This window comes from Micromonospora sp. WMMC264, assembly GCF_027497275.1.
Classification (GTDB): domain Bacteria; phylum Actinomycetota; class Actinomycetes; order Mycobacteriales; family Micromonosporaceae; genus Micromonospora; species Micromonospora chalcea.
In genome coordinates this window covers 4,423,375-4,443,883 of sequence record NZ_CP114907.1, presented here as the reverse complement: position 1 = coordinate 4,443,883, position 20,509 = coordinate 4,423,375, and the positions used below count along the sequence as shown (strand labels likewise).

The window sequence follows — 20,509 nt, the reverse complement described above, 5'->3', positions numbered from 1 at the left end:
GGCCGGCCGGGCGTCAGGCGGAGCAGCCCGAGGGGGCCTGCTTCGCCGAGGGCACGGAGCTGACGATGGTGTCGGAGATCGTCGTCACCCACTGCAGCGGCGGCTCGTACGACTTCGGCACCCGCACCCGGATCGGGGTCTCCCGGTCGACGGTGGTCAGCACCGTGGCGTCGGCCTCCTCGGCCGCGTGCCAGCAGACCTTGTTCACCGTCCACACCTCGTCGGTGGGCGGGAACTGCGCCGGGCTGCCGCCGCAGGCCACCGTCAGCGCCGGGTCGCCGTACGCGGCGTTCTGCTCCGGGCCCGCGGTGACCGGACGCTGCGGCAGGTCACGCACGCTGTCCGGAAGCTGCGACATCAGGGCACGGCAGAGTACGGTCGGCCGCTCGGCCAGCGCCGGGGCGGCCATCTCGACCGGCGCGCTCGACTGTGCCCGGGGGCTCGCCGACGCGCTCGGCCCGGCGTCCGGCGACTCCGGGGCCAGCTTGGCGAACGTGAACCCGGCCACCGCCACCGTCACCGGCACGGCGACCAGAGTCGCCCAGAGCGCGGCGCGGCGGGTGGAGCGGTCCGGGCGCGGGGAAGTCTTCTCGTCCACTTACAGCCGCACCACCGAACACGTGAGGGTGCGGGTGATGCCGGGCACCATCTGCACCTTGCTGACAATGAGTTTGCCGAGCTCGTCGACGGTGTTCGCCTCGGTGAGCACCACCACGTCGTACGGCCCGGTGACGGCGTCGACCCGTACCACGCCGGCCAGGTCCGCGATCAGACCGGCCACGTCACGCGCCCGGCCGACCTCGGTCTGGATGAGGATGTACGCCTGTACCACGACTCGACCTCCGTCCGTCGCCTCCGGGCGACCCGAAGGGTGAAACTACCGTACTGAGCGGCAGTGATCCCTATCGGTTGCCGGTCGTACGCGGTGAGCGAGCACACGCCGGCGCGGACAGGGGTGGAACGTGCGCAACGACGCAGCGGATCGAGGGGACGGCATGACGGTCACGGATGTCGGCGAGTTCGGGCTGATCGACCGGGTGACCGCCCGGCTGGCACAGGGACAGAGCTGCCTGCTCGGCCCGGGCGACGACGGCGCGGTGGTGGCGGCGCCGGATCGGCGGGTGGTCGCATCGACCGACGTGCTGGTGGAGGGACGGCACTTCCGGCGCGACTGGTCGGCGGCGCGGGACGTGGGACACCGCGCGGCGGCGGCCAACCTCGCCGACATCGCCGCCATGGGCGCCACCCCGACCGCGCTGCTCGTCGCGCTCTGCATGCCGGCCGAGCTGGACCCGGCCTGGGCCGAGGAGCTGGCCGACGGGCTGGGCGCGGAGGCGGCGCTCGTCGGCGCGAGCGTGGTCGGCGGGGACATGTCGGCCAGCCCGACGCTCACCATCGCGGTGACCGCGCTCGGCGACCTGGCCGGGCGGCCACCGGTGGTCCGCTCCGGCGCCCGGCCCGGCGACGTGGTGGCGCTGGCCGGGCGCACCGGCTGGGCGGCGGCGGGCTACACGGTGCTGTCCCGGGGCTTCCGCACGCCCCGGCTGCTGGTCGAGGCGTTCCGCCGCCCGGAGGTGCCGTACGCGGCCGGACCGGCCGCCGCCGCGGCGGGCGCCACCGCCATGATCGACGTGTCGGACGGGCTGCTGGCCGACCTCGGGCACGTGGCCGCCGCCAGCGGCGTGGCCGTCGACCTGCGCCGGGAGGCGTTCGAGGTGCCCCGGCAGATGCGCGACGCGGCGGCGGCGCTCGGCGTCGACCCGTACACCTGGATCCTGGCCGGCGGCGACGACCATGCCCTGGCGGCGACGTTCCCGCCCGACGCCGCGCTGCCCGACGGCTGGCGGCCGGTCGGGCGGGTGGCGGCCGGCGCCGGGGTCACCGTCGACGGCGCCGGGTACGACGGCCCGCGCGGCTGGGACCACTTCCGCCGAACGGCGGAGTGATCTGCGTCCGACCCCCGGCCGCCGGGCCGGGCGGGGGCCGGAGGCGGTCGTAACCTGGCACGGTGAGCGAGATCGAGATCCGGGAGCGGCGCTTCGACGCGCCTGAGTCGCAGGTGCTGATCCGGGCGGCGCTGGCCGATCTCGGCGCCCGTTACGGCGGCAGCGGCGACGACACCCCTGTCGACGCGGCCGAGTTCACCCCGCCGGACGGCGCGTTCCTCGTCGCCTACCTCGACGGGCGTCCGGTGGGCTGCGGCGGCTGGCGCAGCCACGGCGCGGACGGCGACACGGCCGAGTTGAAGCGGATGTACACCGACCCGGCGGCCCGGGGCCGGGGCGTGGCCCGTGCGGTGCTCGGCGCGGTCGAGCGCTCCGCCCGTGACCACGGCCGCAAACGGATCGTGCTGGAGTGCGGCGACAAGCAGCCCGAGGCGATCGCCATGTACACCTCGTCCGGCTACGAGCGGATCCCGAACTTCGGCTACTACAAGGACGCCCCGGGCTGCCTGTCCTACGGCCGCACGCTCTAGCCGACGGTGATGCGGATCTCGTTCGCGGCGCGGCGTGCGGCACTGGCCGCCTCGTCCGGGGTCGCGCCCCAGGCCATCAGGTGCCCGCTGCGGTGCGCCGAGGAGAGCAGTTCCGGCACGGTCTGACCGACCTTCGTCTCGACCTGCACGTCGAGCACGCCCGGCACGCGCAGCGCGTCGCGCTTGCCGTCGACGGCGGTGACCTGTCCGGGCGGCGCGATCAGGAACTCGATGGCCGCCGCGCCGGTCGGCCGCGCCGGCAACGCCGGCCGTTCGCCGCGCAGCACCCGCAGGTACGCCTCGATGACGTCGCGCTCGTAGGCGATCGAGATCAGCGCGGTGATCATGTCGCCGGGCATCCGGGCCGCGCACTCCACCAGCGTCGGCACGCCGTCGACGAGGATCCACTCGCTGTGCAGCATGCCGCTGCGGAAGCCGGCCGCCTCGGCGAGGAGTACCGCGGCGGCGCGCAGCGCGTCGTGCTCGGTGGCGGGCAGCGCGGACGGCACGGTGTGGCCGGTCTCGACCGGGTACCGGCCACCGGCGATCCGCTTGTCGGTGACGTTAGCGAAGATCACCTCGCTGTCGGCGACCAGCAGCTCGACGCTGTGCTCGGAGCCGACCAGCAGTTCCTCCACCAGCACGCCGGTGGGCAGGCCGCGCTCGGTGGCCTCGGCCGGGTCCGGCGGCGCGGCGCTCGCCGCCCAGCGGGCGGGCACCTCGGCCGGGTCGGTGATCAGCTGCACGCCCAGGCTGCCGGAACGGCGGGTGGGCTTGAGCACGCACCGGCCGCCGTGCGCCCGCGCGAACTCCACCGCCCGCGCCGGGTCGTCGACCAGCTCGTAGACGGGGTTGGCCAGTCCGATCCGGTCGGCGAGCAGCCGCATCCGGTGCTTGTCGGAGAAGATGTCAGCGGCCTCCGCCCCGGCGCCGGGCAACCCGAGCCGTTCGGCGAGCCGGGCGGCGGCGCCGACCGCGTACTCCAGGCCGGGCAGGACCAGCCGGGCGTCGGCCAGGGCGGGCTCGCGGGCGAGCAGGGCGTCGGCGTCGAAGCCGGTCTGGTACTCGGCCTCGACCAGTCGCCCGATCATCGGCAGCCGCTCGGCGAACCGGGCCAGGTCGCGGCGGGCGATCACGTCCGGCTCCTCGACCAGTACCACGGTGCCGGCCGGCAGTTGCTGGTCGAACCAGCTCAGTGAGCCGAACGACGCGCCCACCACCACCAGTTGCTCGCGACCCAGATCGAGGTCCACCGGTCACCCTCCCCACGGCTCGCGCCGGAACCGGACGGCCGGCGCAGCAGCACCCTAACCGGCCCGTACCAGCCGGTCGCCGTACGGTCGGTCAGGTGTGCGGCGCGGGTCGGTGGATACGACAGAAGCCGGCGGATCCCGAGGGATCCGCCGGCGACCGACGATGTTCGGTGGCGCTACCGCGTCAGGCGCGGGTGACCTTGCCGGCCTTGATGCACGAGGTGCAGACCTTCAACTTCTTGGTGTTGCCGCCACCGGCCGGGGTGCGCACCGACTGGATGTTCGGGTTCCAGCGGCGGTTGGTCCGCCGGTGCGAGTGGGACACGTTGTGGCCGAAGCCCGGCCCCTTGCCACAGACGTCGCACACGCTAGCCACGGGATACTCCTGGGATTGAAACGTTCATGAGGTCGCCGCCAGGCGCTGCCCGGGCAACCTGGTCAGGTTACCCGATGACAGTCGGTACGCCCAACCGGCCCTTTCGCGAGCCCACCCAGCGTACCGGCGACCCGGCCGGGCCGGCGGGCGGGGCGGACACGCGGCGGACGACCCCGGCGCGTGTCGGTGCGCGCCAGTAGGCTTCCCGACGTGCTGGAGACCCTCGACGCCGCAGCGGTGCGCCGCTGGTGCGCGAGCGGGCTGGCCGCCCTCCGGCGGCACCAGGGCGAGATCGACGAGCTGAACGTCTACCCGGTGCCCGACGGCGACACCGGCACCAACCTGGTCCTCACGCTGACCTCGGCCCAGCAGGCCCTGGCCATGGATCTCGGCACCCTCCCCGACGACGGGCACACCGCGCACGGGCACGCGCTGCGGCTGATGGCCCGGGGCGCGCTGCTCGGGGCGCGCGGCAACTCCGGGGTGATCGTCTCGCAGATCCTGCGCGGCCTCGCCGACACGCTCGCCGCCGCTCCCGCGGTGGGCGGGCGGCAACTCGCCGACGCGCTGGCCGACGCCACCACCGCCGCCTACGCCGCGGTCGCCCGGCCGGTCGAGGGCACCCTGCTCAGCGTGGTCGCCGCGGCGGCCCACGCGGCCCGTCTCGCGGACAGCGACGACCTGCGCACAGTGGCCCGGGCCGCGGCCGAGGCGGCGGCGCACGCGCTGGCGCGTACCCCCGAGCAGTTGCCGGAGCTGGCCCGCGCGGGCGTGGTCGACGCCGGTGGGCGCGGCCTGTGTCTGCTGCTTGACGCGCTGGTCGAGGTGGTCACGGGGGAGAGCCCGGCGCAGGCGGCGCCCGCGCCGCCCACCCGCCGTCCGCCGGCCACGGCCGTGCGGGAGAGCGGCTCCGACGTGTACGCCTACGAGGTGCAGTACCTGCTCGACGCGGACGACGAGGCGGTGGCCCGGCTGCGCGCCGAGCTGGCAGTGCTCGGCGACTCGCTGGCGATCGTCGGCGACGGCGCCGGCACCTGGAACGTGCACGTGCACGTCAACGACGTCGGGGCGGCGATCGAGGCGGGCGTGGTCGCCGGCCGGCCGCACCGCATCGGCGTGACCCGCTTCGCCGACCAGACCGCCCCGGCGCCCGCGCTGCAGGTGGCGCGCCCGGACGGCCGGGCCGCCGTGGTGGTGGCCACCGGCGCGGGCATCGCCGAGCTGTTCGCCGCCGAGGGCGCCGTGGTGGTGCCGGCCAACCCGTCCACCGGTGAGCTGCTGAACGCGATCCGGGCCACCGGCGCCGCCCGGGTGGTGGTGCTGCCGAACGACCCGAACACGCAGTCGGTGGCGAGCGCGGCCGCGAAGGAGGCGTACGGCCTCGGCGTCAAGGTGAGCGTGGTGCCCACCCGTTCCCCGGTGCAGGCGCTCGCGGCGCTCGCAGTACGCGATCCGAAGCGGCGCTTCGAGGACGACGTGATCGCGATGGCCGAGGCGGCCGGCGCCTGCCGGTACGCCGAGGTGTGCCACGCCGCCCGGGAGGCGCTCACCGTCGCCGGCCCGGCCCGCGCGGGTGACGTGCTGGCGCTGGTCGAGGGCGAGGTGCACCTGATCGGGCAGGATCTGACCGACACCTGCATCGCGGTGGTGGACCGGATGCTCGGCGGTGGCGGTGAGCTGGTCACGCTGCTGTGCGGCGCGGATGCGCCGGCCGGGCTGGCCGACCGGGTCCGTGAGCATGTCGAGCGGGCCTGGCCGTTCGTCGAGGTGCAGGCGTACGAGGGCGGGCAGCCGCACTATCCGCTCCTGGTGGGGGTCGAATGACGAGCGAGGCGGCCACTGTGGACACGCCGCTGAAGAAGCTGGTCGGCGAGCGCACCGCGAAGGCGTTGGCCGGGCATCTCGACCTGCACACCGCGGGCGACCTGATCTACCACTTCCCGCGCCGGTACGACGAGCGCGGCGAGCACACCGACATCCGCTCGCTCGACGTGGGGGAGCAGGTCACAGTGCTCGCCCAGGTGCAGCGCACCGCCGTGCGCCCGATGCGCCAGCGGCGCGGCAACCTGCTGGAGGTCACCGTCGGCGACGGCTCCGGCGGCGTGCTCACCTGCACGTTCTTCGGCAACCAGGCGTGGCGGGAGCGGGAGCTGCGGCCGGGCCGGTGGGGGTTGTTCGCCGGCAAGGTGACCGAGTTCCGGGGCAAGCGGCAGCTCAACGGCCCGGAGTACGTCCTGCTCGGCGAGGGTGGCGAGGGCGAGGCGGCGGCGAACGAGGAGGTCGAGGAGTTCGCCGGCGCCCTGATCCCGGTCTACCCGGCCGCGGCGGCGGTGCCGACCTGGGTGATCGCCCGCTGCGTGCGCGTCGTGCTGGACACGTTCACCCCGCCGGACGACCCGCTGCCGGCCACCGTGCGGGCCACCCGCAACCTGGCCGACATCGGCACCGCGCTGCGCGAGATCCACCGTCCGACCAGCAAGGAGGCGCTCTACCGGGCGCGTCGGCGGCTCAAGTGGGACGAGGCGTTCGCCGTGCAGCTCACCCTGGTGCAGCGCAAGCACCGGGCCGCGGCGTGGCCGGCGCGGGCCCGGCCGGCGAAGGCGGGCGGCCTGCTCGACGCGTTCGACGCCCGGCTGCCGTACGAGCTGACCTCCGGCCAGCAGGTCGTCGGGCGGGAGATCGCCGCCGACCTGGCCGCCGCGCACCCGATGCACCGGCTGCTGCAGGGCGAGGTGGGCTCCGGCAAGACCGTGGTGGCGCTGCGCGCCATGCTCCAGGTCGTCGACGCCGGTGGGCAGGCCGCGCTGCTCGCGCCGACCGAGGTGCTCGCCGCCCAGCACCACCGGGGCATCCTCGACCTGCTCGGCCCGCTCGGCCGGGCCGGTGAGCTGGGCGCCGCCGAGGACGCCACCCGGGTGGAGCTGGTCACCGGCTCGCTTGGCGCGGCGGCCCGGCGCCGGGCGCTGGCCGAGGTGGCCGAGGGGCGGGCCGGCATCGTGCTCGGCACGCACGCGCTGCTCTACGAGGGCGTCGACTTCCACGACCTGGGCCTGGTGGTGGTGGACGAGCAGCACCGCTTCGGCGTGGAGCAGCGCGACGCGCTGCGCGCCAAGGCCGACCAGCCGCCGCACGTGCTGGTGATGACGGCCACCCCGATTCCGCGCACGGTGGCCATGACCGTCTACGGCGATCTGGAGACCTCCACGCTGTCCCAGCTTCCGCAGGGCCGCTCGCCGATCGCCTCGCACGTCGTACCGGCCGCCGAGAAGCCCGCGTTCCTCGACCGGGCCTGGCGCCGGCTGCGCGAGGAGGTCGCGAAGGGCCACCAGGCGTACGTGGTGTGCCCGCGCATCGGTGAGGGACCGGTGTCGGACGAGGAGGCGCCGCGGGAGGACGACAACGGCCGGCGCCCGCCGCTGGCGGTGACCGAGGTGGCCCCGCTGCTGGCCGAGGGGCCCCTGCACGGGCTGCGGATCGGGGTGCTGCACGGGCGGCTGCCCGCCGACGAGAAGGACGCGGTGATGCGCGCGTTCGCCGACGGCGAGCTGGATGTGCTGGTCGCGACCACAGTGGTCGAGGTCGGCGTGAACGTGCCGAATGCGACGGTGATGATCGTGCTGGACGCCGACCGCTTCGGCGTCTCCCAGCTGCACCAGTTGCGGGGCCGGGTCGGCCGGGGCTCGGCCGCCGGTCTGTGCCTGCTGGTCACCGAGGCGGTCGAGGGCTCGTCGGCGCGGGAACGGCTGGACGCGGTCGCCTCCACCACCGACGGGTTCAAGCTGGCCGAACTCGACCTGGAACAGCGCCGCGAGGGCGACGTGCTCGGCGCGACCCAGTCCGGCCGGCGCTCGCACCTGCGGCTGCTGTCGCTCAGACGCGACGCCGAGCTGATCCGCGACGCGCGGGCCGAGGCGATCGAACTGGTCGAGGAGGACCCGGACCTGACCCGGCACCCGGCGCTCGCGGCCTCGGTGGCCGCGCTCGTCGACGAGGAACGCGCCGAATACCTGGAGAAGGGCTGACGGCGGGCCGGTGCGGTCGCGGGGCAGCGGCACGCCCGTGGCGTGCCTAGGCTCGCGCAGATGTCGACACCATCACCCGAACGCGGCGTGCTGCTTCTGGCCCGAGGTGACGAGCTCCTGGTGGACCGGGTCGCCGGGGTCGCCGACGAGACGTCCAGCCGGCGCTGCACTCCGGCGACGCGATTCCAGATCGCCTCGATCAGCAAGCAGATGGCAGCAGTGGCGGTGCTGCTGCTCGCCGAGCGGGGCGCGTTGAGCCTGTCCGACCCGGTCGTGCGCCGGCTGCCCGGCACGCCGCCGCCGCAGTGGTCCGGCATCACGCTGCACCACCTGCTCACCCATACCTCGGGGCTCGGGCACTGGGAGGACTACCCGGCGATCGACCTGCACGGGCCGGCCGAGCCGGACGAGCTGCTCGACCGGTTCGCCGCGCTGCCGCCACTGTTCCCGCCCGGCGCCGGGTGGCACTACAGCAGTCCCGGCTACGTGCTGCTGGCCCGGACCGTCGAGCAGGTGGCCGACCGGCCGTACGCCGAGTTCCTCGCCGGGGAGGTCTTCGCGCCGCTGGGCATGGCCGGCAGCTTCGCCGGTTCCGGCGAGGGGCGGCCGGACGTGGCGACCGGCCACGAGGGCGGCCGGGCGGTGCCGTCCTGGGACCTCGCGACGGTGAGCATGGGCGCGGGTGACGTCTGGTGCACCGGGGCGGACCTGCTCACCTGGCTCGACGTACCGCGCCGGGGGCGGCTGCTCGCCAGGGCCTCGGTGGCGGCGATGACCGCGCCGCACGCGCCCACCGGACGGCCCGACGAGGCGTACGGCTACGGGTTCTTCGTCGGCCCGCTGGCCGGCCGGCGGGCGCTGCACCACTCCGGGGACAACGGTGGCTACAAGGCGTTCGCCGCCTGGCTGCCCGACTCCGACGAGCGGCTCGTCCTGCTGACCAACCAGGCCGAGGTCGACCCGGTCGCGGTCACGTCGGTGCTCGACGCGGTCTGACCGCCCGCGCGCCCTGTACCGGACCCGCGGCAGGCACGGCGAGGGCGCGCCGACCGGGTGGTCGACGCGCCCTCGGGTGCGGATCAGGCGGTGAAGCGGATCCGGCGGCGACGGGCCACCACGAACAGCACCGCGCCGGCGGTGAGCAGCAGCGCGGCGCCGCCGACGATGGCGCCGGCGGCCGGGCCGGTGACGGGCAGGCCGCCGCCCTGGCCAGAGCAGTCGTCCGGCTGGGTGTACGGGATGGTCTCGGCGTCCTCGACCACGTCGTACTTCACCGTGACCTTGAGACCCGGGTAGGCGTCGAACTCGACCGAGCTGGTCTTGCCCGGCTCGGACGCGAGCGTCCTGGTGACGCCCTTCTCGGTGGTCAGCGTGGCGGTGAACGGCGCGCCCTGGGCCGGGTTCTCCACGACGAACGTCATCGAGTCGCAGTCCTGGTCCAGCTTGAAGATCGGCTCCGCCGGCGGGGCGGACGGCGACGGCGGGGTGGACGGGCTCGGCGGGAGGGACGCCGACGGCGTCGGGGTTGGCGAGGCCGGCGTGCTCGGCGTGGGCGTGGGACTCGGCGGCGTGCTGGGCGACGGCGACGGGCTCGGCGTGACGCAGTCGCGGGCCGGGCGGGCGATCACGGTCCGCTCGCCCTCGTGCGACTTGCGGCCCCGGTCCCAGTGCGCCCCGACGGTCAGCTTCAGCTCCGGAATCGCGCCGGCGAACGTGTGGGTCTGGGTGCCGGTGAGCGTGCCCTTGCCGGCCGGCTTCAGCTCGGCGCCGACCGCCAGGTCCCCGCTGACCGGGCCGGGCACTGTGGACACGAGCTTGGTGATGCGGCCGGAGATGTCGGTCTCGCTGCTGGTCACGGACCAGGTGACGGTGACCGCGCCGTTCGGGGTGGCGCAGTAGCTGCCGGACGGCTCGGGGTGGTGGGCGGCGGCCGGGCCGGCGACGGTGGCGACGCCCGCGAGGCCGAGCAGCGTGCCGGCGGTGAGGGCGGCGGCACGCCGGAGGTGGAGACGATTCACGCCTGCTCCTGACGAGGGGGAGGATGGGAGAGACCGGGCGGAGGGGCCGGAGCCGCGCGTCCGTCCGGCAATCGGGCCAGACCCTAGCGAGATCGACAGTGCGGGCGTTACCGAGATCGACGGGTCGTAAAGGGTCCGTTATGAATCCGAGATCATTGATGTACGTCGAGTCACCCGGCGTCACCTCGGGTGCTCGATCCACCCCGGCGCGCGGGTCGCGTAGCGTCGGGGCATGCGCAGGGAGCGACGGTGACCCGGATCGTGGCCGGCACGCTCGGCGGGCGGCGGATCGCCGCGCCGCCCGGCGCCGGCACCCGGCCCACCTCCGACCGGGTCCGGGAGGCGCTGTTCAGCGCCGTGCACTCGCACGTCGACCTGGACGGGGCACGTTTCGCCGACCTGTACGCCGGTTCCGGCGCGGTCGGCCTGGAGGCGCTGTCCCGGGGCGCCGCGCACGTGCTGCTCGTCGAGTCCGACGCGCGTGCCGCCCGGGTGATCCGGGAGAACATCGCCGCGCTCCGGGCCGCTCCCGCCGCGCGTCTGGTCACCGGCAAGGTCGCCACCGTGCTGGCCGCTGGTCCGGCCGACGGCCCATACGACGTGGTCTTCGCCGATCCGCCGTACGCGGTGCCGGACGCCGAGATCACCGCGATGCTGACGGCGCTGGTCGACGGCGGCTGGCTCGCCCCGGACGCCCTGGTGATCGTCGAGCGGTCCAGTCGTTCCGGATCGGTCACGTGGGTGGAAGGTGTCACTCCGGAGCGCAGCAGACGTTACGGCGAGACCACTCTTTGGTACGGTCGCCGATCATGAGACGTGCGGTCTGCCCGGGCTCGTTCGACCCGGTCACCAACGGTCACCTCGACATCATCGGCCGGGCGAGCCGGCTGTTCGACGAGGTGATCGTCGGGGTGCTGGTCAACCAGTCGAAGCAGGGCCTGTTCACGGTCGAGGAGCGGATCGACATGCTCCACGAGGTCACCGCCTCGTACGACAACGTCCGGGTCGAGTCGTTCCGCGGTCTGCTCGTCGACTTCTGCCGGGCGCAGCAGGCGAGTGTGCTGATCAAGGGCCTGCGGGCGGTGAGCGACTTCGACTACGAGCTGCAGATGGCCCAGATGAACATCGGCCTGGCCGGCGTGGAGACGTTGTTCATGCCGACCAACCCGCTCTACTCGTTCATCTCGTCCAGCCTGATCAAGGACGTGGCGAAGTGGGGCGGCGACGTCTCCGCCCACGTCCCCGACCTGGTCCGGGAGCAGTTGGCCACCCGCCTCCGCCCCTGACCCTCCGCCGGGGGTGGGCGACGCGCCGGGTGGGGCGGGTGGGGCGTGGGTGGCTCGGGCGCGACATGATGTGTGCAGCGCCGAAGCCGGGCGCAGGCCGCATCATGGAGGGCGGCCGACGAAGACAGGAGTGAGGTACCGGTGGACCCGCTCGATCGCATCGACGAACTGATCGCCATGGTGGAGCAGGCCCGCTCCGTCCCGATGTCGCGCAACAACTGCATGGTCGACCGGGGCGAGATGATCGCCGCGCTCGACGAGTTGCGCGCGGAGCTTCCCGCCGACCTGCGCCGGGCCGCCGCGCTGCTGGAGGAGCGGGACAAGATCATGGAGGCCGGCAAGCGCGAGGCCGACCGGATCATCAGCGAGGGTGAGGCGGAACACGCCCGGCTGGTCTCGGTCAACGAGATCACCGTCTCGGCCGAGCACGAGGGCGCGCGGATCATCGCCGAGGCGCGGGCCGAGGCACAGCGCCTCCGCGAGGAGGTGGACGACTACGTCGACACCGCGCTGGCGAACTTCGAGCAGTTCCTCACCCGGGCGCTCGCCTCGATAGAGCGCGGCCGGGACAAGATGCACGCGCTGCGCGAGATCGGCACCTTCGCCGGGGACGAGCCGGACCGCCCGCTACCCTTCTGAGCGGCGCGCGGGCCGGTCGCCGACAGCCGGCTGCCGCCGAGCCGGAGGTCCGCCCCCGGTTCGACGGTCCGCCGCCAGGCAGGTAACCTTCTTTGTCGGCCTCTCATCGGCCGGAGTCTGACTATGCCCAAACACTCGCCAAGCACACTCGACCCCAGGTCGCCGCTGGTCCTCGACACGAGGGAACTGCCGCGCCGACCTGGCGCGTTGCGTACGCACAAGCGGGTCGTGCCGGCACCGGCGGACCTCGGCGTGGAGTTGATCAGTGTGCCGGAGGGCGCGGACCTCGACCTCGACCTGAGGTTGGAGTCGGTGTCCGAGGGCGTGCTCGTCTCCGGGACCGTCACCGGTCCCGTCAAGGGCGAGTGCGGCCGCTGCCTGCGCGAGATCGACGAATCGTTGGCCGTGACGATCCAGGAGCTGTACGCGTACGAGAACAGCACCACGGACGACACGACCGATGAGGACGAGGTGGGCCGGATGCAGGGCGATCTGATCGACCTGGAGCCGGCGTTGCGGGACGCGGTGGTGCTGGCGCTGCCGACGAACCCGCTCTGCCGGGAGGACTGCCCAGGCCTGTGCCCCGACTGCGGGGTGCACTGGGACGATCTGCCGGCCGATCACAGCCATCAGCAGGTCGACCCGCGTTGGGCGAGCCTGACGCAACTGACCCGTACAGAGGAGTAAGAACCGTGGCCGTCCCCAAGCGCAAGATGTCGCGCAGCAACACCCGCGCCCGCCGGGCGAACTGGAAGGCCTCGGCGGTGGCGACCGTGGCCTGCCCGCAGTGCAAGTCGGCCAAGCTGCCGCACGCCGCCTGCTCCGTCTGCGGCACCTACAACGGCCGTCAGGTCCTCGAGGTCTGACGCGGACGCCGAGTGACGTCCCCGACCACCGGTCGGGTGACGCGCGCACCAAGGCTCACGCCCGGTGCCCCGGCTCCCTCCACCGCCGACCGGCCTCCGGCCGGCGGGCCGGCGGAGCCGGGCACCGCGCGGATCGCCGTCGACCTCCTCGGCGGGGACGATGCTCCCGCCGTCGTGGTTGACGGCGCTCTGCGAGCGGTACGCACTGATCCCGCCCTGCACCTGATGCTCGTCGGCCCGATCGAGGTGGCCGGCGAGCTGATCGGTGCGCTCGACCCGGCGCAGCGAGCCCGGGTCACGGTCCGCCCGGTGCGGACCGCCGTCGGCATGGCCGACCATCCCACCGCCGCCCGCGGCGAGAGCACGGTACGCACGGCCGTGCAGGCCGTCCGCGACGGCCTCGCCGACGCCGTGGTCTCCGCCGGCTCGACCGGCGCCACAGTCACCGCCGCCGCGCTCGGCCTCGGCCGCTGGACCGGGATACGCCGCCCCGCGCTCGTCGCCACGCTGCCCGCCGTCGAGGGGCCCGTGGTGCTGCTGGACGTGGGCGGCACGCTCGAACCCGGCCCCGCCACGCTGACCCGGCACGCCGTCCTGGGCGCCGCCTACGCGGCAGTGGCGCACTCCGTCACCGCGCCCCGCGTCGGGTTGCTCTCCGTCGGGCACGAGACCGGCAAGGGCGACCGGCTGCGCCGCCACACCGATCCCGCGATCGCCGCCCTGGCGCTGCCCTGTGACGCGCGTTACGTCGGCCTGGTCGAGGGGTACGACATCTCCCTCGGCGCCCGCGCCGACGTGGTGGTGACCGACGGCTTCACCGGCAACGTCCTGCTGAAGGCCATCGAGGGCGCGTACGCGATGGCCGGTGGCCCTCCGCCCGGCGGCGGCGCGCCCCGCGCCGCCGCCCTGCTGGGGGTGGGCGGCACCGTGGTCGTGTGCCACGGCGCGGCCGGCTCCGAGGACGTCGCCTCGGGCATCGCCCTGGCCGCTCACCTGTGGCGCCGCGACGCCGCCGGAACGGTCCGCGCCCTGCTCGCCGACGTTGCGCACGAACCCGCACCTGACCGACACGACACCGAGGTAGCACCATGACCAACGACAAGCGGCGGCGTGCTCCCGTCGGCCACCTGGAGGCGGCCTTCGGAGTGTCGCTCGACCCGGAACTGCTGGAACGCGCGCTGACCCACCGCTCGTTCGCGTACGAGAACGGCGGCCTGCCCACGAACGAGCGGCTGGAGTTCCTGGGCGACTCGGTCCTCGGCGTGGTGATCACCACTGCGCTGTTCCACAACCACCCAGACCTGCCCGAGGGCCAGCTGGCGAAGCTGCGCGCCAGCGTCGTCAACATGCGGGCGCTCGCCGACGTGGCGCGTGGCCTGGGCCCGGACGGGCTGGGCGCGTACCTGCTGCTGGGCAAGGGCGAGGAGGCCACCGGCGGGCGGGACAAGGCGAGCATCCTGGCCGACACGCTGGAGGCGCTGCTGGGCGCGATCTACCTCCAGTACGGCCTGGACACCGCGGCCATCGTGATCCACCGGCTCTTCGACCCGCTGATGGCCGAGTCGGCGGGCCGGGGCGCGGCGCTGGACTGGAAGACCAGCCTCCAGGAGCTGACCGCGGCGCTGGGGCTCGGCGTGCCGGAGTACCGGATCGAGGGCACCGGACCGGACCACCTGAAGACGTTCACCGCCTGGGTGGTGGTCGCCGGCAACCGCTATGGCGGCGCGGAGGGGCGCAGCAAGAAGGAAGCCGAGCAGCGCGCCGCCGAGTCGGCCTGGCGGATGATCACCGAGCGGGCCGAGGCCGAGGCGGCGGGGGACGAGACGGCGGGGCAGGACGAGACGGCGGACGTCGAGGCGGGCGCCGGCCGTGCCTGAGCTGCCCGAGGTCGAGACCGTCCGGGTGGGGCTGGCCCAGTGGGTGATCGGCCGGCGGATCGCCGCCGTCGAGGTGCGCCACCCCCGGGCGGTACGCCGGCACGCGCCGGGCGGCGCGCACTTCGCCGACGTGCTCGCCGGGCGGACGATCACCGGCGTACGCCGCCGCGGCAAGTACCTCTGGCTGCCGCTGGACAGCGGTGACGCGGTGATCGGCCACCTCGGCATGTCCGGCCAGTTGCTGTTGCAGCCGGTCGGCGCGGCCGACGAGCTGCACCTGCGGGTCCGGTTCCGGTTCGCCGACGACGGGCCGGAGCTGCGCTTCGTCGACCAGCGCACGTTCGGCGGGCTGTCCGTCTCCGAAGGCGGGGCGGAGCTGCCGGCCGAGATCGCGCACATCGCCCGCGATCCGATGGACCCGGAGTTCTCCGACGAGGCGTTCGTGGCGGCGCTGCGCCGCAAGCGTACGGAGATCAAACGCGCGCTGCTCGACCAGACGCTGATCTCCGGGGTGGGCAACATCTACGCCGACGAGGCACTGTGGCGGGCGAAGCTGCACGGCGCCCGCCCGGCCGACGCGCTCACCCGCCCGGCCGCGCTGCGGCTGCTCGGGCACATCCGGGACGTGCTCGCCGAGGCGATCAAGCAGGGCGGCACCAGCTTCGACGAGCTGTACGTGAACGTCAACGGTGAGAGCGGCTACTTCGACAGGTCGCTGAACGCCTACGGCCGGGAGGGCGAACCCTGCCCGCGCTGCGGCGCGCCGATCCGGCGGGAGGCGTTCATGAACCGGTCCTCCTACAGCTGCCCGCGATGTCAGCCGCGGCCCCGGGGCACCCTCCGGGGTTGACCCCGAGCCGATTCGGGGTTGCGCCGGTGTGCATCGCCCGACGGTCCCCGGAGACGCGCCGGAGCGTACCCGGAGATGCCCTTTTCCGCCCGGTCCGTGCGGCCGGTTCCGGCCGCGCGGACCGCGCCCGCCGGATCGGGGACGAGCGGGGGCCGTTCCCCGATGCCGGGGCCCCGCCTGCTGCCTAGCGTCATCTGGGGTCGGCGCAGGGCCGGCATCAGGAGGGTGGAACCCGGAACATGGGCAGGCGACCGGTGACCGTGCGGCTGGCACGGTGGAGTGCGGAGCATCCGTGGCGCGCGATCGCGTTGTGGGTGGTCTTCGTGGCGGTGTGTTTCGTGGGCGGCAGCGCCGCCGGGCTGAACGAGGCGACCGACGAGGATCAGGCGATCGGCGAGTTCGGACGGGCACAGCTGATCGTCGACAGTGGCGGGTTCGACCGGCCGGCGACCGAGAACGTGCTGATCACCGCCCGCTCGGGTTCGCTCGACCAGGCCGCTGCGAAGGCCGCCGCGCAGGACGCGGCCGACCGGCTGCGGCAGGTCGACGGCGTGGCGTCGATCGGTACGCCGATGCCGTCGCGCGACGGCAGCGCGCTGCTGGTGCCGATCACCATGTCGGGCGACCCGGGCACCGCCGGGGACCGGGTGCAGCCGCTGCGGGACACCACCGCGAAGGTGCAGGACGCGCACCCGCAGCTGCGGGTGGAGCAGGTCGGCGGCCCGTCGATCGACAAGGCGCTCGACGACACGCTCGGCAAGGACTTCAAGCGCGCCGAGCTGCTCAGCCTGCCGGTGACGCTGGCCATCCTGATCATCGCGTTCGGCGCGCTGATCGCCGCCGGTGTGCCGGTGCTGCTGGCACTCTCCTCGGTGGCCGCCGCGATGGGCCTCTCCACGCTCGCCTCGCACCTGGTGCCGGCCACCGACACCACCGCCAGCGTCATCCTGCTGATCGGTATGGCGGTCGGCGTCGACTACTCGCTGTTCTACGTGCGGCGGGAGCGGGAGGAACGAGCGAAGGGCCGCTCCGGTCTGGACGCGGTGGAGATCGCGGCGGAGACCTCCGGGCACGCCGTGGTGGTCTCCGGCACCGCCGTGATCATCTCGATGGGCGGTCTGCTGCTCGCCCAGGACGCGATCTTCTCCTCGCTGGCCGTCGGCTCGATCCTGGTGGTGGCGGTCGCGGTGATCGGCTCGCTCACAGTGCTGCCGGCGCTGCTGGCGAAGCTGGGCCGCTGGGTGGACCGGCCGCGGGTGCCGCTGCTGTGGCGCCTCACCGCGCCGCGCACCGGTCAGTCGGCCCGGCCCCGGTTCTGGCCGGCGGTGCTCAAGCCGGCGCTGCGCGCGCCGGTGGCGACGCTGCTGATCTCGGTGGCGCTGCTGCTCGCGCTGGCCGCGCCCGCGCTCGGCATGAAGCTGAAGTTCCCCGGCCCGGAGGACGTGCCGCGCACCACCGCCGCCATGCAGGCGTACGACCGGCTCACCGCGGCGTTCCCGAGCAACGGCACCAGCCACACGGTCGCCGTGCGGGCGCCCGCCGAGCAGGCCGACCGGGTACGGGCCGCGCTCACCGACCTGGCCGGCCGGACCGCCACGGACCCGCTCTTCGCGCCGGCCGAGGGGGACGGCCCGGAGATCCAGGTGTCGGCGGACCGGCGGGTGTCGGTGCTGGAGTTGGCCACGCCGCACGCCAGCCGCTCCGACGAGGCGTCCCGGTCGCTGCACGAGCTGCGCGAGGACCTGGTGCCGGCCACGCTCGGCGGCATCCCGGGCGTGGAGTACGCGGTCGGCGGCGGCGTGGCCGCCAGCGAGGACTACGCCGCCCACATCTGGGCGAAGCTGCCGATCGTCGCCGCGTTCGTGCTGGCGCTGACGTTCCTGGTGATGGCGTGGACGTTCCGGTCGGTGGTGGTGGCGCTGACCTCGATCCTGCTGAACCTGCTCTCCGCCGGGGCCGCGTACGGGCTGCTGGTGCTGGTCTTCCAGAGCACCTGGGCGGAAGGGCTCCTCGGCTTCACCTCGATGGACGCGATCGTCACCTGGCTGCCGCTGTTCCTGTTCGTGGTCCTCTTCGGCTTGTCGATGGACTACCACGTCTTCGTGGTCAGCCGGATCCGTGAGGCGATCGACCGGGGCATGCCCAACCGGGAGGCGGTGGCGCACGGCATCACCTCCTCGGCCGGGGTGGTGACCAGCGCGGCGGTGGTGATGGTGGCGGTGTTCTCCATCTTCGCCACGCTCAGCATGATCGACTTCAAGCAGCTCGGCATCGGCCTGGCGGCGGCGATCCTGCTGGACGCCACGATCATCCGGGCGGTCGTGCTGCCCTCGGTGATGACGCTGCTGGGTGACGCGAACTGGTGGGCGCCACGCTTCATGCGCCGCCGTACGGTCGTCGCCCCGGCGGTGGAGCCGCCGCCCGCCCCGGCCCCGGAGCTGGTCGGCGCCCGCTGATTCCGGGTCCGGGCGCCGGTCCGCGCGGCATGTCCGTCGCGGCTTGACATCCGGTCCGGACCGTGCTGGCGGCTGAGACGGCATTCCCTAGTGAGCGATATACCTGAGAGTCATAATTATGACTCTCAGGTATATCGCTTTTGCGTACACCCCTTGAGCCATGGCGTCACGCAGAGTGTCGGCACCTCCGTGGCCGTATCGGCCCAGGTGGCCGGGGACGGGGGCGTCACGGCAGTACGCAGGGCTCCCGCCAGGCGTCGAGTTGCCGGTCCTTGCGGATCGAGGCGAAGCCGTAGCCGACCGAGGTGACGCAGAAATCCGCCGGCTCACCCGTGTACTCGACGTGGAAGACCGGCTTGCCGGCGTCGACGAACGGCAGCAGCTTCGCGCACTCGCGGCGGCGTACGCACTCCTGGTTGACCGCGAAGTCGAAGTCGGGCGCCAGCGCGGCCACCTGCGCCACGTCGTCGACCAGGCCGGGGGAGAGGTTGAGCTTGCGGGCCAGCCCGGCCAGCCGCCGGTTGAACAGCAACTGGTCGTCGAAGTCCAGCGGGAAACCGGAGCGGTACCGGTAGCCGTCCGCGTCGGCCAGCGCCACCGCGCCGAAGCCCTTGCCCCGGCACAGCCGGAACCGGTCGGCCAGCACCGGTGACAGCGCGTCCCAGCGCCGTACGTCCAGGAAGCGGCTCCCCGGCCGTCCGGGCACGGCGGCGCCGCGTACGGCGGCGGGGAAGCGGGTGGCGTCCGGATCGTCGGCGGCGTACGTGCCGACCCGGACGTGGCAGACCAGCCGGCGGCCCCGCTCGCGCAGCGCGGCGGTCTCGGTCGAGGTGGTCGCCACCGGGTCGAGGAGGAAGACGTCGGCGTCGACGGTGACGTCCACCGGGGTGGTGAGCTGCCACTGCCACCGCCACCTGTCGGCCTGCGCGCCCGGCCAGGGCGTGGGCGCGCCGGGCGGCGTGATCGGCCGCCGGCAGGCCGGCGCCGGGACGAGCAGCGCCGCGGTCAGCGCGAGCGCCACGCCCCGGCGCGGGCCACGTCGGCGGACGCGGGCCGGCCGGGCGCGCGGCACGGCCCACCCCGGCCGGATCCGCATCGACGACTCCCCGGACGCGGGCGGCCCGACGCCGCCCCCGACCGGTCAACGAGCGCCGGGCCCGTCACGACGCGCGGTCAGCGCGGCGTGCCGAAGACCTGCGTCCAGTACGGCCCGTTGCTGCGCGCCAGACCCATTCCGATCTGGGTGTACCCGCAGTTGAGGATGTTCTTCCGGTGCCCCTCGGATTTCATCCATCCGTCCATCACCTCGGCCGCGCTCTGGTAGCCCCAGGCGACGTTCTCGCCCACCATGCTCCAGCTGTAGCCGGCGCGCTCCACCCGGTCCTTGGGCTCGCTGCCGTCGCTGCCGTTGTGGTCCATCTTCTTGTGGTCCGCCTGGTCCTGGCTGTGCCGCTGGGCGGCCAGGTTCAGCTTGGCGTTCACGGTCAGCGCCTTGCAGCCGGCCTTCGCCCGCTCCTGGTTCACCAGCGTGACGACCTTCTGGAGTTCCGCGCTCAGCGCGGTCGTGGCGGTGGCCTTGGTGGCCGCGGTGCCGCCGCCGCTCGGGGCGCTGCTGCGCTCCTGCTGCCGCGACGGCGCGGTGCTGCGGCTCGGCTTCGGGGTGGCCTTCTTGGACGGGCTCGGCGCGGCGGTGGTCGGTACGGCCGACGGGCTGGCCGACTCGGCAGCGAGTGTGTCCGCCGGGGTGTCCCCGTCGTCCTCGGGCGCCTGCGGCGCGGCGGCCACCGGAGCGTCGGCGGAGGTGCGCTTGGTGCCCTGGTCGTCGCCGGGTAGCAGGACGGCGCCCACGCCGAGGCTCACCACGAGTGTCGCCGCGGCGGCGGCCCCGCCGATCACGAGGGGCCGGGAAAGGCGCCGCTTGCGGCGTCGCGGCTCGTCGGCCGGGATGTCGTCCGCCGGCTGCCACGTCGCGGCCGGCTGCTCCCAGCCGCCGGCCGGCTGCTCGTGGCCGTGCCACGCGGGCTCCTGGCCGTGCCAGGCGGCCGTGGGCTGCTCGTGGCCGGTCCTGGCCGGCCCCTGGGCGTGCCAGGCATTGGCGGGCTGCTCATGGCCGTGCCAGGCGGCGGTGGGCTGTTCCTCGCCGTTCCACCGGTCGCGGGGCGGCGGGTAGGAGCCGGCCGGCTCGGCGCCGTAACCGGCGGGGCCGTAGCCGGCGGGCGGCTGCTGCTGCCCTCCGTCGCCGAAGAGGTACGACGACCGCGGCTCGGGCCGGTCGCTGAGCCACGCCGGACCCTCGTCGGTCGGCGGCTCGGGACGCCGGCGGGCGCCCTCCGGTTCGATCGGGTCGTTCCAGCGGTACACGCCTGTCCCCTCCACGGGTTGGTTACGGG

General features: G+C 74.2%; 21 protein-coding genes. 14 read left to right on the top strand and 7 right to left on the bottom strand.

What is annotated here, in order from left to right; all coding sequences use genetic code 11:
* Positions 1-13: 13 nt before the first annotated feature.
* Both O7542_RS19235 and O7542_RS19230 read right to left on the bottom strand, forming a co-directional pair.
* Entirely contained in the window at positions 14-598 is a 585-nt protein-coding gene (locus tag O7542_RS19235) for a DUF3515 family protein (protein WP_043325952.1), read from the bottom strand.
* The gene (locus O7542_RS19230) at positions 599-832 is read right to left on the bottom strand and encodes an Lrp/AsnC ligand binding domain-containing protein (RefSeq protein WP_013284547.1); all 234 of its coding nucleotides are present in this window, start codon (positions 830-832) and stop codon (positions 599-601) included. It lies immediately after the preceding gene.
* 163 nt (positions 833-995) lie between these two features.
* Here O7542_RS19230 and O7542_RS19225 point away from each other — a divergent pair, with 163 nt between their 5' ends.
* Positions 996-1,946 (top strand): thiamine-phosphate kinase, encoded by a 951-nt coding sequence (locus O7542_RS19225; protein WP_187694359.1) that lies wholly within the window; start codon positions 996-998, stop codon positions 1,944-1,946.
* A gap of 62 nt (positions 1,947-2,008) precedes the next feature.
* Complete coding sequence (locus O7542_RS19220) at positions 2,009-2,476, top strand: GNAT family N-acetyltransferase (protein WP_281604978.1); 468 nt, start codon at positions 2,009-2,011, stop codon at positions 2,474-2,476.
* On the opposite strand, the gene O7542_RS19215 is transcribed toward O7542_RS19220, so the two are convergent.
* A complete protein-coding gene (locus tag O7542_RS19215) occupies positions 2,473-3,729 on the bottom strand; it encodes an ATP-grasp domain-containing protein (protein WP_281604977.1) in 1,257 nt (418 codons plus the stop codon). The two genes, O7542_RS19220 and O7542_RS19215, sit on opposite strands and share 4 nt — an antisense overlap.
* 184 nt (positions 3,730-3,913) lie before the next feature.
* Positions 3,914-4,105 carry a 50S ribosomal protein L28 gene (rpmB, locus tag O7542_RS19210; RefSeq protein WP_011905179.1) on the bottom strand — a complete coding sequence of 64 codons (192 nt, stop codon included), beginning with the start codon at positions 4,103-4,105 and terminating at the stop codon, positions 3,914-3,916.
* Positions 4,106-4,315: 210 nt separating this feature from the next.
* Here rpmB and O7542_RS19205 point away from each other — a divergent pair, with 210 nt between their 5' ends.
* The 3 genes from O7542_RS19205 to O7542_RS19195 are packed head-to-tail and all read left to right on the top strand — an operon-like array spanning position 4,316 to position 9,123.
* Positions 4,316-5,929 (top strand): DAK2 domain-containing protein, encoded by a 1,614-nt coding sequence (locus O7542_RS19205; RefSeq protein WP_281604976.1) that lies wholly within the window; start codon positions 4,316-4,318, stop codon positions 5,927-5,929.
* Positions 5,926-8,127: an ATP-dependent DNA helicase RecG gene (recG, locus tag O7542_RS19200; RefSeq protein WP_166455545.1), complete on the top strand. Its 2,202-nt coding sequence runs from the start codon at positions 5,926-5,928 to the stop codon at positions 8,125-8,127. The genes O7542_RS19205 and recG overlap by 4 nt, the downstream gene beginning before the upstream one ends.
* 60 nt (positions 8,128-8,187) lie before the next feature.
* Positions 8,188-9,123, top strand: coding sequence for a serine hydrolase domain-containing protein (locus O7542_RS19195; protein ID WP_166455544.1), 936 nt, complete (start codon positions 8,188-8,190; stop codon positions 9,121-9,123).
* Positions 9,124-9,206: 83 nt separating this feature from the next.
* Here the strand turns inward: O7542_RS19195 and O7542_RS19190 are convergent, their stop codons facing one another.
* Complete coding sequence (locus O7542_RS19190) at positions 9,207-10,145, bottom strand: cell wall anchor protein (protein ID WP_166455543.1); 939 nt, start codon at positions 10,143-10,145, stop codon at positions 9,207-9,209.
* 249 nt (positions 10,146-10,394) lie between these two features.
* Here O7542_RS19190 and rsmD point away from each other — a divergent pair, with 249 nt between their 5' ends.
* The 9 genes from rsmD (at position 10,395) to O7542_RS19145 (ending at position 18,119) form a co-directional block, all read left to right on the top strand.
* Positions 10,395-10,958 (top strand): 16S rRNA (guanine(966)-N(2))-methyltransferase RsmD, encoded by a 564-nt coding sequence (gene rsmD, locus O7542_RS19185; RefSeq protein WP_069087646.1) that lies wholly within the window; start codon positions 10,395-10,397, stop codon positions 10,956-10,958.
* Positions 10,955-11,431, top strand: coding sequence for a pantetheine-phosphate adenylyltransferase (gene coaD, locus O7542_RS19180; protein ID WP_043325944.1), 477 nt, complete (start codon positions 10,955-10,957; stop codon positions 11,429-11,431). The genes rsmD and coaD overlap by 4 nt, the downstream gene beginning before the upstream one ends.
* 141 nt (positions 11,432-11,572) lie before the next feature.
* Entirely contained in the window at positions 11,573-12,070 is a 498-nt protein-coding gene (locus tag O7542_RS19175) for a hypothetical protein (protein ID WP_043325943.1), read from the top strand.
* A gap of 123 nt (positions 12,071-12,193) precedes the next feature.
* Positions 12,194-12,757 carry a YceD family protein gene (locus O7542_RS19170; RefSeq protein ID WP_043325942.1) on the top strand — a complete coding sequence of 188 codons (564 nt, stop codon included), beginning with the start codon at positions 12,194-12,196 and terminating at the stop codon, positions 12,755-12,757.
* A gap of 5 nt (positions 12,758-12,762) precedes the next feature.
* Positions 12,763-12,936 (top strand): 50S ribosomal protein L32, encoded by a 174-nt coding sequence (gene rpmF / locus O7542_RS19165; protein ID WP_030500827.1) that lies wholly within the window; start codon positions 12,763-12,765, stop codon positions 12,934-12,936.
* Positions 12,937-13,068: 132 nt separating this feature from the next.
* Positions 13,069-14,028 carry a phosphate acyltransferase PlsX gene (locus tag O7542_RS19160; RefSeq protein WP_176722757.1) on the top strand — a complete coding sequence of 320 codons (960 nt, stop codon included), beginning with the start codon at positions 13,069-13,071 and terminating at the stop codon, positions 14,026-14,028.
* Entirely contained in the window at positions 14,025-14,813 is a 789-nt protein-coding gene (rnc, locus tag O7542_RS19155) for a ribonuclease III (protein WP_166455542.1), read from the top strand. Before O7542_RS19160 ends, rnc begins: the two co-directional genes overlap by 4 nt.
* Complete coding sequence (gene mutM / locus O7542_RS19150; RefSeq protein ID WP_113971825.1) at positions 14,806-15,663, top strand: bifunctional DNA-formamidopyrimidine glycosylase/DNA-(apurinic or apyrimidinic site) lyase; 858 nt, start codon at positions 14,806-14,808, stop codon at positions 15,661-15,663. The genes rnc and mutM overlap by 8 nt, the downstream gene beginning before the upstream one ends.
* A 239-nt stretch (positions 15,664-15,902) precedes the next feature.
* A complete protein-coding gene (locus tag O7542_RS19145; protein WP_166455541.1) occupies positions 15,903-18,119 on the top strand; it encodes an MMPL family transporter in 2,217 nt (738 codons plus the stop codon).
* A 226-nt stretch (positions 18,120-18,345) separates the two neighbouring features.
* On the opposite strand, the gene O7542_RS19140 is transcribed toward O7542_RS19145, so the two are convergent.
* The gene (locus tag O7542_RS19140; RefSeq protein WP_166455540.1) at positions 18,346-19,215 is read right to left on the bottom strand and encodes an endo alpha-1,4 polygalactosaminidase; all 870 of its coding nucleotides are present in this window, start codon (positions 19,213-19,215) and stop codon (positions 18,346-18,348) included.
* A gap of 77 nt (positions 19,216-19,292) precedes the next feature.
* Positions 19,293-20,480: a CAP domain-containing protein gene (locus O7542_RS19135; RefSeq protein ID WP_166455539.1), complete on the bottom strand. Its 1,188-nt coding sequence runs from the start codon at positions 20,478-20,480 to the stop codon at positions 19,293-19,295.
* Between the last annotated feature and the right edge of the window lie 29 nt (positions 20,481-20,509).